The sequence below is a fragment of the Nostoc sp. C96 genome, assembly GCF_059384975.1.
The window spans coordinates 1,528,191-1,539,779 of record NZ_CM182020.1; the positions used below are offsets into that span (position 1 = coordinate 1,528,191).

Sequence of the window (11,589 nt, forward strand, 5' to 3'; positions counted from 1 at the left end):
GAGGTTTGTGAAATACTACTTTTAAAATACGGCAAATCGGTAAAGATTTAGTAGTATTTATCAAGAAACATCATAAAAATCTTGTCCTCAAAGGAATTGCGGACTAATCCTTAAGATGACAAACACAGGAATTCGGACTAATCAAGTTAAAGTCCCAAATGGAGATTTGCAGATTGATGCTTATCTAGCGCAACCTGCAAAAGAGGGTAAATTTCCCGCAGTCATTGTGATTCAAGAAATCTTTGGAGTCAACATCCATATTCGGGAAGTTGCGGAAAGATTGGCTAGTGAAGGGTATGTGGCGATCGCACCAGCGTTGTTTCAACGAACTGCGCCTGGTTTTGAAGCGACTTACACCCCTGATGATATTCAACGAGGTCGCGCCGCCAAGGATCAGACCAAAGCCGCAGAGATATTGAGTGATATTCAAGCGGCGATCGCCTATTTGAGAACTTTACCAAATGTCCTAGGAGATGCGATCGGTTCTATTGGTTTCTGTTTTGGTGGTCATGTTGTTTACTTAGCCGCCACCTTACCAGATATCAAAGCCACAGCTTCTTTCTACGGTGGTGGAATTCCTAACTCCACACCTGGCGGTGGAGAACCCACAATTACCAGGACTCCAGAGATTAAAAACCCAATTTATGCCTTCTTTGGAACAGAAGATAAAGGCATTCCTTTAGAACAAACCGAACTAATCGAAGCGGAATTAAATAAACACCGAATTCCCCATACAATCTTTCGTTATTCTGGTGCAGAACATGGCTTTTTTTGCAATCATCGCGCCAGCTACAATGCCGAAGCTGCTGCTGATGCGTGGAACCATGTTTTAGAACTGTTCCAAAAAAATTTGCAATTGCAGCCAGTCTAAACCTGAATCGCTTGTTCAGCATAACTCTATACCTCCAACTCCTCCAATCACAACCTCTGCCATAAATTTGATGATTGGTAATTAATAATTACCAATCTTTACTTGTGTAGAGTTTCTCATCTTTAGTTCACATTTAAATTAGCCCATCAACTCATTTTTTGGGAAATTTATGAAGTCAGAAACAACTGGCTTTGATTTATCGTGTCTACCTTTTGATTCATCTTTTCATAATCATGACCACATCTGTTCAACAACCAAAAATCAATATTTTTCAGCGTGTTTCTTTATTCATACTTCCAGGAATATTTACCATCTCAACAACCTTAGTTAGTTGTTCAGTTGATACTCCAAAAGCAGAAAATAAAACCGCAGGTTTTACAACCAAAGTTGTCCATCTGGGCTATCAAAGCTCTGGGGATTTAGTTAGATTAAAAGGTGTAATTGAAAAACGTTTACAACCCTTGGGGGTTAATGTCGATTGGGCGCAATTTGCCGCCGGGCCACAACTAATGGAAGCAATGAATGTGGGTAGAGTTGACATTGGCTCTGTGGGGGAAACTCCACCCATATTTGCTCAAGCGGCTGGCACAGAATTAGTTTACATTGCCAGTAATAAACCTAGTACTGGTAAAGGCAGTGGAATTATCGTACAGAATAATTCCCCAATTAAGACTTTGGCAGACTTGAAGGGTAAAAAAGTAGTTTTTCAAAAAGGTTCAGCATCACATTATTTATTACTCAAAGCCTTAGAAGAAGGTGGGTTGAAATATAGTGATATTCAACCAATTAGTTTGCCACCAACCGAAGCAAGGGCAGCATTTATTCAAGGAAAAATTGAAGCTTGGGTAACTTGGGATCCTTACTTAGCATCAGCCCAAAAAGTTGCCAATGCCAGAGTACTGAGAGATGCTAGTGGTATTGCTACCCAAGGAGGATATTATATGGCATCGCGCAAATTTGCCACTGAAAATCCAGAGTTAGTGCGAGTAATTCTTGAAGAAATCAATAATGTGGGTAAATGGGCAGAACAGAACACCGACGAAGTGGTGAAAATCACTGCACCGCATCTCAAATTAGATCAAGACATTTTAACCACAATGATTAAACGGCGGACTTATGGTTTAAGACCAATCACGCCAGACATCATGGAAGGTCAACAAAAAATAGCTGATTTATTTGCCCAAGAAAAAGTAATTCCTCAACCCATTGATGTCAAAGCCGCAATGTTAACTAGCGAACAATATGCAGCCATAACACCAAAAACTATTAGCCAACGATAAGACTATGGAAATATTTTGGTACTTACCAACTCAGGGCGATGAACGCTATTTAGGTACAACAATTGGCAGACGACAAGCCAATTATCCCTATATGCAGCAAATCGCCCAAGCTGTGGATAAATTAGGCTACGGCGGGATGTTAATTGGGACTGGACAAAAGCAGGATACATGGATTGTGGCTGCTTCTTTGATTCCGGTTACACAAAATTTGCGGTTTTTAGTTGCCTTTCGTCCGGCGATTATGTCACCTGCATTATCTGTGAGGATGGCAGCAACCTTTGACCAACTTTCTCACGGTCGCATTATTTTAAACGTAGTGACTGGTGGTGACTCTAAAGAATTAGCCAAAGATGGGGTTTTCTTAGATCATGATCAGCGTTATGAACTGACGGATGAATTTTTAACAATTTGGCGATCGCTCATGCAAGGCGACGAAGTAACATTCAATGGTCGTCACTTACAAATTGCTGGCGCGAAACTGCAATTTCCAACCGTACAGAAGCCTTATCCTACCTTATATTTTGGCGGTTCTTCTGATGCGGCTTTGCAAGTTGCAGCTAAACACATTGATGTGTATTTAACCTGGGGCGAACCACCAGCCCAAGTAGCCGAAAAAATTAGCAAAGTCCGCAGATTAGCAGCAGAACAAGGGAGAACAGTCCGCTTTGGCATTCGGATGCACGTTATCGTTCGGGAAACTACTCAAAAAGCTTGGGATGCAGCTAACGAACTGATCAAATATCTAGATGACGAAACAATAGCATCTGCCCAAAAACGCTTTTCCCAGTCGGAATCGGCAGGACAACGGCGGATGGCGCAGCTACACAGTGGTAGCCGCCACAACTTAGAAATTAGCCCAAATTTATGGTCTGGTGTGGGTTTAGTGCGGGGTGGTGCAGGTACAGCCTTAGTCGGAGATCCAGACACAGTAGCAGCGAGAATGCTGGAATATGCCGATTTAGGAATTGATACCTTCGTATTCTCCGGCTATCCCCATTTAGAAGAAGCTTATCGCGTTGCTGAATTACTGTTTCCCTGCTTACCACTCCAGACTACTCAAATCGCCATACCACAGCAGTTACCAACACCCTTTAACGAGTTTGTTAATAAGACAGACTTGCTCAAACCCCAACCTGTGTAGTTACAGGCGATCGCACTTGTGTTTCTACCATGATGTACAAACTCCCGTTTCTCCAAAGCTGGGCAAAAACAATATTGGAAAACTATTCGTGTAGTGCATCTGTCCCGCCTCGGAATGAATTCCGAGTCTAATAGCATAAGTCCTCTCAAGAGGACTCAAAAATAAATTGATTCCAGTCTACTTCAGTAGACTTTGGCTATGAGCCTGGAACTTTAGTTCTAGGCGGGATACGGTTTCAGACTGCAAATTTCCGACTTGTGTGTACACCGTAGCTTGCCAAGGGGAGGGTTAATTTTGTACCACACCAGAATTGGAAACGCTATAATTTGTGATTTTTTCTCTGTTGAGAAACTGTTATGCTGAGGAAAAATCAGTATAATCTCGGAATATTATTGTTAAGTTATGGAACCAGTAACATTAACAGCCGTAGGAACTGCGATCGCTACTATAGTTTTAACTAAGGCTTTAGAAAAAACAGGCGAAAAGCTGGGAGAAGCAGCATTAGAAAAAAGTAATGAGTTAATCGCACGGCTGCGCCAGAAAAATAAGCTGCCCTTGTTAGCGAATACGTCACAGGAAAACACACAGGAAGCGTTAGATTATGGTAATGCTGTGTTGGAATTGAAAGCCGCAGCCGATAAAGATGACGATATTGCTCAATCAGTGCGGGAAGTAGAAGCAACAATCAATCAAGATAAATCCCCCAAGGCTGAGGAAATTCAAAAATTAGCCGCAGAAATTCAAGCGCAGCCAGCAATTGTTAATAACTTTGCCAAGTTAGCAGAAAGTATCCAAGCTGAAAAAGGGTCAATGGTTGCCCAACAAATCATAATTAATAATCCGCAAAACACATACAACTGACTACAGTCGCCCGAACAGGAACGGGTAAAGTCAAATCCTGAAATACCGCAAAATTTACCCCTGAGTGGGGTGGTGAAATTTGTCGGACGTGATGAAGAACTGCAAGAACTCGACAAACTATTGCAGGAAAATAACCAAGTAGCCATTGCGGCTATTTTGGGAATGGGTGGACTGGGTAAAACAGAACTCGCCTTGCAATATGCCATGACTCAGCGCGAAAACTACAAAGGTGGACTGTGCTGGTTACAGGCGAAAGTTGAGGATGTGGGCGTTCAAGTGGTGCGGTTTGCCAGAACTCAGCTTGATTTAAAGCCACCAGAAGAATTTGATTTACCTGCACAAGTACAATACTGCTGGCGGAATTGGCGTGAGGGTAATGTGCTGCTGGTGGTGGATGATCTCACAGATTACCAGCAAATCAGACCTTACCTACAGGGCGCATCTTCCAGATTTAAAGTGTTGATGACTACGCGCAAAAAGTTGGGTGTAGCTATCAAGCAATTATCTTTAGATGTATTACAACCAGATGCAGCGTTGGAGTTGTTACGGTCTTTGCTGGCAGAAACACCAGAGCGAATTGAGAGAGAATTAGATGTAGCAAATCAATTGTGCGAATGGCTGGGGTATTTGCCTTTGGGTTTAGAGTTGGTGGGGCGATATCTGGCGCGGAAGCAGGATTTGTCTATATCGAAAATGATGGGGCGATTAAAGGAAAAGGAAAAGCCACTAGAACAACTTGCACTTGTGAACCCAGAAGCCGATATGACAGCACAATTGGGAGTGCAAGCCGCCTTTGAGTTGAGTTGGCAGGAATTAGCAGAGGATGATAGGTTATTAGGCTGTGTACTCAGTTTATTTGCCGCCGCACCCATACCCTGGAACTTTGTAGAACAGTGCTTAACACAGAAAGATGAGGAGGAGTTAGAGGAAATTCGGGACGATAAGTTAATGAATCTGCATCTACTCCAGCGCAAAGGTGAAGGAATCTATCAACTACATCCCCTACTGCGGGAATTTTTCCAATTTAAGTTTACAGGTGTAGAGCAAGCAGAGGAATTTAAGCGATCGTTTTGCCAGGTAATGGTAGCAGTTGCTAAACAAATTCCTCAGACTCCTACCCTTGAAGAAATTAACGCTGTTTCCCTTGCCATACCACACATAACTGAAGTAGCTAACAATTTCATTCAAGATGTCAGTGATGAAGATTTAATTTCGCCTTTCCTCGGCTTGAGTCGCTTCTATGAAGGACAAGGGTTATATACCCAAGCCGAACCTTGGAGAACACAGTGTTTATCAACAGCACAACACCGGTTGGGAGACAATCATCCCCATGTCGCCGCCAGCCTCAACAACTTGGCATTACTCTACTATTACCAAGGAAAGTACGACCAAGCCGAACCCCTTTATCTCCAAACTTTAGAACTCAGACAACGCCTGCTGGGAAACAATCATCCCGATTTCGGCGAAAGCCTCAACAACTTGGCTGTACTCTACAATTCCCAAGGAAAGTACGACCAAGCCGAATCCCTCTCTCTCCAAGCTTTAGAACTCAGACAACGCCTGCTGGGAGACAATCATCCCGATGTCGCTACCAGCCTCAACAACTTGGCTGCACTCTACTATTCTCAAGGAAAGTACGACCAAGCCGAACCCCTGTATCTCCAAGCTTTAGAACTCGATAAACGCCTGCTGGGAGACAATCATCCCGATGTCGCCACCAGCCTCAACAACTTGGCTCAACTCTACTATTCCCAAGGAAAGTACGACCAAGCCGAACCCTTGTTTCTCCAAGCTTTAGAACTATATAAACGCCTGCTGGGAGACAATCATCCCGATGTCGCCACTAGCCTCCACAACTTGGCTCAACTCTGTTGTTCCCAAGGAAAGTACGACCAAGCCGAACCCCTGTATCTCCAAGCTTTAGAACTCAGACAACGCCTGCTGGGAGACAATCATCCCGATGTCGCCACCAACCTGAACCATTTGGCATTACTCTACGAATCCCAAGGAAAGTACGACCAAGCCGAACCTCTGTATCTCCAAGCTTTAGAACTATATAAACGCCTGCTGGGAGACAATCATCCCGATGTCGCCACCAACCTCAACAACTTGGCTAAACTCTACTATTCCCAAGGAAGGTATGACCAAGCCGAACCCCTGTATCTCCAAGCTTTAGAACTATATAAATGCCTGCTGGGAGACAATCATCCCTATGTCGCCATCAACCTCAACAACTTGGCTAAACTCTACTATTCCCAAGAAAAGTATGACCAAGCCGAACTCCTGTATCTCCAAGCTTTAGAACTATATAAACGCCTGCTGGGAGACAATCATCCCCTTGTCGCCAACAGCCTCAACAACTTGGCTAAACTCTACTATTCCCAAGGAAGGTATAACCAAGCCGAACCCCTGTATCTCCAAGCTTTGAATATTTTGGAGCGAAGTTTAGGAGCGAATCATCCTAATACTGTGACTTGTCGTGAGAATTTAGCAAATTTACGCGATTCTCTCTAACGAGAACAGGAAAATTTACCTTCCCAACCTCATCAATCAAGCTTTTATCTCCAAGTTTCGTGTTTTGAACTCAAAGTTTCATGTTCAGAACCCGAACTTTCATGTTCCAAACGAGAATGTTCCTGTTTCCAACTAAAGTATTCTTGTTTCCAGTGAGAACGTTCTTGTTCTGAACGAGAATGTTTCTGTTTCAAACGAGAACCTTCCTGTTTCCAGTGAGAATGTTCTTGTTTCAAACGAGAATCTTCTAGTTCTGAGGTCGAATGATGGTGTTTTGAGGGTGTCTACGGTGTAAACACATCTTTGTGCTGGGTGCAAAATGTGGTTTGATCCCCCTAAATCCCCCTTAAAAAGGGGGACTTTGATTCTTGTTCCCCCTTTTTTAAGGGGGGCTAGGGGGGATCAAAATGTTATGGGGCTAGGTTATTAGACTTGTGTGTACACCGTAGAAAGTTGTAGGGGAGAGGTTTTCCAGATCCCGTGAAAAGTCAGGAGCATCATCAAGTCAATTCACGGGCGATATGTGGGGTATGATGGGTTTGTTTTGAGAATGGCGATCGCTTAAAACGAACCCTATGAGCGATCGCTTTGATATGATGATCTCATAAGAATATGCTATGTCTCATTATTATTGAAGCTTGAGGTACTAAAAACATGGCAACACTTCAACTTAATATTGAGCAAGTTATATCATTGGTAAAGCAATTAGCAGTTCCAGAACAGCGTATGATCTTACAAGCCATCAAAGCAGAACAAGATGCTTGGTGGCAAAGTAGACTTGATTACGGAGAATTACAGATGCGCTCTTTGAGTGCGTCACGCGGGCTTAATTGGGATATTATGACCGAACAAGAGCGAGAAGACTTTATAGATGATTTGATGCACGAATCAGGGTGATAAACATCTATTATCATTTAACAAATATCAAGACATCCATATTCTCAAAGCAGGGGCTTTTTTAGAATTACTTACTTAATTGTCAACTCACAAGCGATCGCGCAGCGTGTGTTTTACGCGATCGCTTGTGAAAATTGAGAGATATAGCGGTAGTCAGTTTTTATTCAAAATCCCAATACCTGGATGGATTTTTCCAGCACTTCTTTAGGGCGAAAAGGTTTAGTCAGATATAAGTCAGCACCAACTTCAATTCCTTTCTGTTTATCAAATTCCTGTCCTTTGGCTGTCAACATCACAATATAAACTTCATTCATTTTGAGGTCATGTTTCACTATCTGACAAACTTCCAAACCATTCATTTTTGGCATCATCACATCCAGAAAAACTAGGTTTGGTTTTTCAGTTTTAATAGTTTCCAGTGCTTCTTCTCCATTTCTCGCAGTTAGAAGTTCTACACCCTCATCTTCTAATGCTTCTAAAGCTTGTTCTAACAAAATTACGATGTTAGGTTCATCATCCACAATGAGAATTTTTTGCGTCATATAGTCATCTAATTCGATTTTAAAAATTGTTTGTAAAAGTTATCAAAGAAAAGTATGAAGGATGAAGTTGAAATTTCATCCTCCTGCCTTGTTAATATTACCGATCAGACAGCATGATAAAAAATACATTTTCTAACTCTTTTTCAAACCGGAGGGTTTTCACCAGGTCGGTTTCATGGGAAAAGATGGAATCAATAATGATCATGTCAGGTTTAGCTGAACGGGCTTTGTGAATACATTCTTGCGGATCGGAGGCTTCAATCACGCTGTATCCTTGAGTTTGCAGAACATCTGATAAGGTTTTTAAAGTTGAGGCATTTTTATCAACTACCAATACTTTTTTGCTGGAAGTACCTTGAGAAAGCAGTGAACCAATTTCATTGCGGAGTTGTTCTGTATTGATGGGCTTGGTGAGATAGCGATCGATGCCAATGTGATAGCCGCGTTCTTTGTTTTCAATAATTGACAGAATGATAATCGGAATATCTGCTGTGTTGGGGTCATTTTTGAGGACTGCTGCCACATCAAAGCCGTTGATTTGAGGCATCATCACATCTAAGAGAATCAAATCAGGACGGGCGATTTTGATTTGATGAATTGCATCCATACCGTCTTTTGCTTCTCGAACTTTGTAGCCTTCGTTTTCTAGTTGCTGCCGCAATAATTCTCGAATATTGGCATCGTCATCAACTACCAGAATGGTTTTACGGTTTTCGTGAAGTACTTTGTTGGTGGTGATGACATGTTCTTTGAGTTGCTTGACCAAAGCATCTAGATTGATTTGTCCATTGCTTTTGTCATCCTTGGCGTATATGGGAATCAAGAATGAGAAGACGCTACCTTTGCCTGGTTCACTTTCTACCCAGATTCTGCCACCATGATGTTCAACAATTTGTTTACAAATGGGCAATCCTAACCCTGTACCTTTGGGTTTGTCGGTGAGGGTGTCGCCAACTTGGCGGAATTTCTCGAAGACTTTGGGCTGGTCTTCGGGGGCAATACCGATACCTGTATCGATAACGCTGACACATACACCGTCGTTCTGTTGTTTGACACGACAGGTAACAGTCCCGGATTGAGTGAATTTCACCGCGTTAGAAATCAAGTTGATGAGGACTTGCAACAGTCGGTTGCGATCGCCTACTATCTGCGGTACTCCCGGTTCTATCTCGCTGACTAGTTGCAGGCCATTGGTTTCAAACAATCCGGCGGTAGAAGTCGTAGCCCAATCTAATAACTCACTCGGATCAAGTGGTTGCATTTGCCATTCCACTTTCCCGGCTTCCATTTTGGCGATGTCTAAAACATCGTTAATCAAAGATGTCAGTCGTTCTGCTTCTGACACAATAATATTTAAATTGTCACCCACCCGCTTAATCGTTTTTTGCAACTTGCGGTCTTCGGTAATCACCATCGGGAAGACATCGGTTTCCAGCTTTTCTTTAATAATGGAGGCAAATCCTAATACTGAAGTTAAAGGTGTCCGCAGTTCGTGGGAGACTGTAGAAATGAAGTCGGTCTTCATTTTGTCAACTTCTTTTTCTGCTGTGACATCCCGAATTAGGAGTGCTGAACCAAAGCAAGTAGCAGGTTCTTCCGCTGTGGTCTGTTTAAAGATAGCAGTCGCTACAGCCTGACCAATGCGTTCCTTTACTAAGGCAATTTCGGCGGCAAATGCTTCTTGGGGATGGGATTGAGTTTGTTCAATTAGATGTGCTAAACCTGGAATTGGTAGTTCCTGATAGTTGCCTTTGAGATCTGTCGGTCTCAATCCCTGCATTGCTAAAAAAGCCGGATTGAAGTGGGTAATTTGCCCTGACATATCCACTACTAACAAACCATCTGCTAAGTTATCCAAAATTGCATTTAACCCTTGGGCTTCAGCGAGGGTATCTTTGACTGCGGCTGTCCGTTCGGCAACTCTGGCTTCCAGTTCTTGATTGAGTTGGCGTAGAGCAATTTCGGCTTGTTTCCGGGCTGTAATATCAGTATTAATTTCCAATACCGCACAGGGTTCACCAGACGCATCCCGTTGCAATGTCCATCGGCTCTGGACAGTAATCAGTTTGTCATCATGGGTAATATGTTGGACTTCTCCTTCCCAATTACCTTGCTGTAATAACTCTGCGGTGATTTCTGTTTTGGGTTTAGGAAAGATTTTTTTGAGAAATGTGTAAATGTATTGGTCTTTAACTTCCTCCCGCGTCCAATGATAAAGCCTTTCCGCACCTTGATTCCAGTAAGAGATTTTATCGGTCATATCGCGGACAATGATGGCATCACCGGAATGATTCAACATATCCAATAAACGTTGATTTTCGGCTTCGGCGAGTTTGCGATCGTGAATATCGGTACAAGTACCAATCCATTCCCGGATGCTACCGTCTGCGGCTAAAACCGGAGTGCCACAAACTGAGAAATAGCGGTAGATGCCATCTTTACGCCGTAACCGATATTCTGTTTGGTAGATACTGCGGTTTGCCACTGCTGCATTCCAAGTTGCTTGTGATTGATCACGATCATCAGGATGAATTGGATCAACCCACCCCCAACCTGCAACTTCTGCTTCAGTCTGGCCTGTATAAGCTATCCAAGTTAGCATTTCACTGCTAATGCCCATACCTTCTGGAGTTGCGCCCCAAACAATTTGAGAAGTAGCAGTTACTAAAGAGCGATAGCGTTCTTTCAGTCTTTGATTTTCGGCTTCTGTTAGTTTGCGATCGTGAATATCGGTACAAGTACCAATCCACTCTCGCACATTACCATCATCTTCAATTACAGGTGCGCCCCAAACCCAAAAATAGCGATAGTTGCCATCTTTGCCGCGTATGCGGTATTCAATTTGATATTGACTGAGGTTAGCGACAGCAATACCCCAAGCTTCTCCGGTGTAGCCGCGATCGTCAGGATGAACGGCATCAATCCAGCCTCCGTTCTCCGCTTCCGCTAAACTTTGCCCTGTGTAGGCTATCCAGTCGGTGAGTTCAAAGCAAATTCCTTCTGGTGTACTCACCCAGATAATTTGCGTGTTAGTTTTCACCAAAGAACGATATCGCGCTTCGCTCTTTTTTAAGATTTTTTCCGATTTTTGGCGTTCTTGTTGGGCTTTTCTCAGGTCGCTAATATCCTCGACACTCGACCAGATCAGCTTTTCCCCCTGATGTTCAATCATCACTGCGGAGATTTTAACTGCAACCAAATGCCCATCTTTATGGATGTACTCTTGTTCATCAGATCTGTAGCAACCAGTTTTTTCGAGGTCTGCGATGATGGTTTGCTGGACAGTAACGTAGTTTTGAGAAATAATTTGCCAGTAGTTAAGGTGGAGAGTTTCTGGAACAGTGCGCCCCAAAATAGCTGCACAGACAGGGTTGATGTCAAGCAAAGTTCCATCTATGCGCCACAGTATCAGACCAACGGGACATTTTTCTAAGAGATGACGGTTCAATTCGTCAAGTTGTCGGCTAGACATATTGATAGTTT

Annotated in this window: 9 protein-coding genes; 6 read left to right on the forward strand and 3 right to left on the reverse strand. The window is 43.0% G+C overall.

What is annotated here, in order from left to right:
• The first annotated feature begins 115 nt into the window (after positions 1-115).
• The 5 genes from AC504W_RS06575 to AC504W_RS06595 all read left to right on the forward strand — a co-directional run bounded on the left by AC504W_RS06575 (position 116) and on the right by AC504W_RS06595 (position 6,667).
• The gene (locus AC504W_RS06575) at positions 116-871 is read left to right on the forward strand and encodes a dienelactone hydrolase family protein (RefSeq protein ID WP_494876894.1); all 756 of its coding nucleotides are present in this window, start codon (positions 116-118) and stop codon (positions 869-871) included.
• Between the two features lie 233 nt (positions 872-1,104).
• Positions 1,105-2,151, forward strand: a complete 1,047-nt coding sequence (locus AC504W_RS06580) for a sulfonate ABC transporter substrate-binding protein (RefSeq protein WP_494876895.1) — start codon at positions 1,105-1,107, stop codon at positions 2,149-2,151.
• A 4-nt stretch (positions 2,152-2,155) separates the two neighbouring features.
• The gene (ssuD, locus tag AC504W_RS06585; protein WP_494876896.1) at positions 2,156-3,292 is read left to right on the forward strand and encodes an FMNH2-dependent alkanesulfonate monooxygenase; all 1,137 of its coding nucleotides are present in this window, start codon (positions 2,156-2,158) and stop codon (positions 3,290-3,292) included.
• Positions 3,293-3,694: 402 nt separating this feature from the next.
• Positions 3,695-4,153: a hypothetical protein gene (locus AC504W_RS06590; RefSeq protein WP_494876897.1), complete on the forward strand. Its 459-nt coding sequence runs from the start codon at positions 3,695-3,697 to the stop codon at positions 4,151-4,153.
• A 72-nt stretch (positions 4,154-4,225) separates the two neighbouring features.
• The gene (locus AC504W_RS06595) at positions 4,226-6,667 is read left to right on the forward strand and encodes a tetratricopeptide repeat protein (protein WP_494878589.1); all 2,442 of its coding nucleotides are present in this window, start codon (positions 4,226-4,228) and stop codon (positions 6,665-6,667) included.
• A 44-nt stretch (positions 6,668-6,711) separates the two neighbouring features.
• On the opposite strand, the gene AC504W_RS06600 is transcribed toward AC504W_RS06595, so the two are convergent.
• Complete coding sequence (locus tag AC504W_RS06600) at positions 6,712-6,903, reverse strand: hypothetical protein (protein ID WP_494876898.1); 192 nt, start codon at positions 6,901-6,903, stop codon at positions 6,712-6,714.
• 418 nt (positions 6,904-7,321) lie between these two features.
• On the opposite strand from AC504W_RS06600, the gene AC504W_RS06605 reads away from it, so the two are divergent.
• On the forward strand, positions 7,322-7,564 hold the full coding sequence (locus tag AC504W_RS06605) for a hypothetical protein (protein WP_494876899.1): 243 nt from the start codon (positions 7,322-7,324) through the stop codon (positions 7,562-7,564).
• Between the two features lie 164 nt (positions 7,565-7,728).
• Here AC504W_RS06605 and AC504W_RS06610 read toward each other — a convergent pair whose 3' ends face one another.
• Both AC504W_RS06610 and AC504W_RS06615 read right to left on the reverse strand, forming a co-directional pair.
• Positions 7,729-8,106 carry a response regulator transcription factor gene (locus tag AC504W_RS06610; RefSeq protein WP_494876900.1) on the reverse strand — a complete coding sequence of 126 codons (378 nt, stop codon included), beginning with the start codon at positions 8,104-8,106 and terminating at the stop codon, positions 7,729-7,731.
• Between the two features lie 97 nt (positions 8,107-8,203).
• Positions 8,204-11,578, reverse strand: coding sequence for a PAS domain S-box protein (locus AC504W_RS06615; protein WP_494876901.1), 3,375 nt, complete (start codon positions 11,576-11,578; stop codon positions 8,204-8,206).
• Between the last annotated feature and the right edge of the window lie 11 nt (positions 11,579-11,589).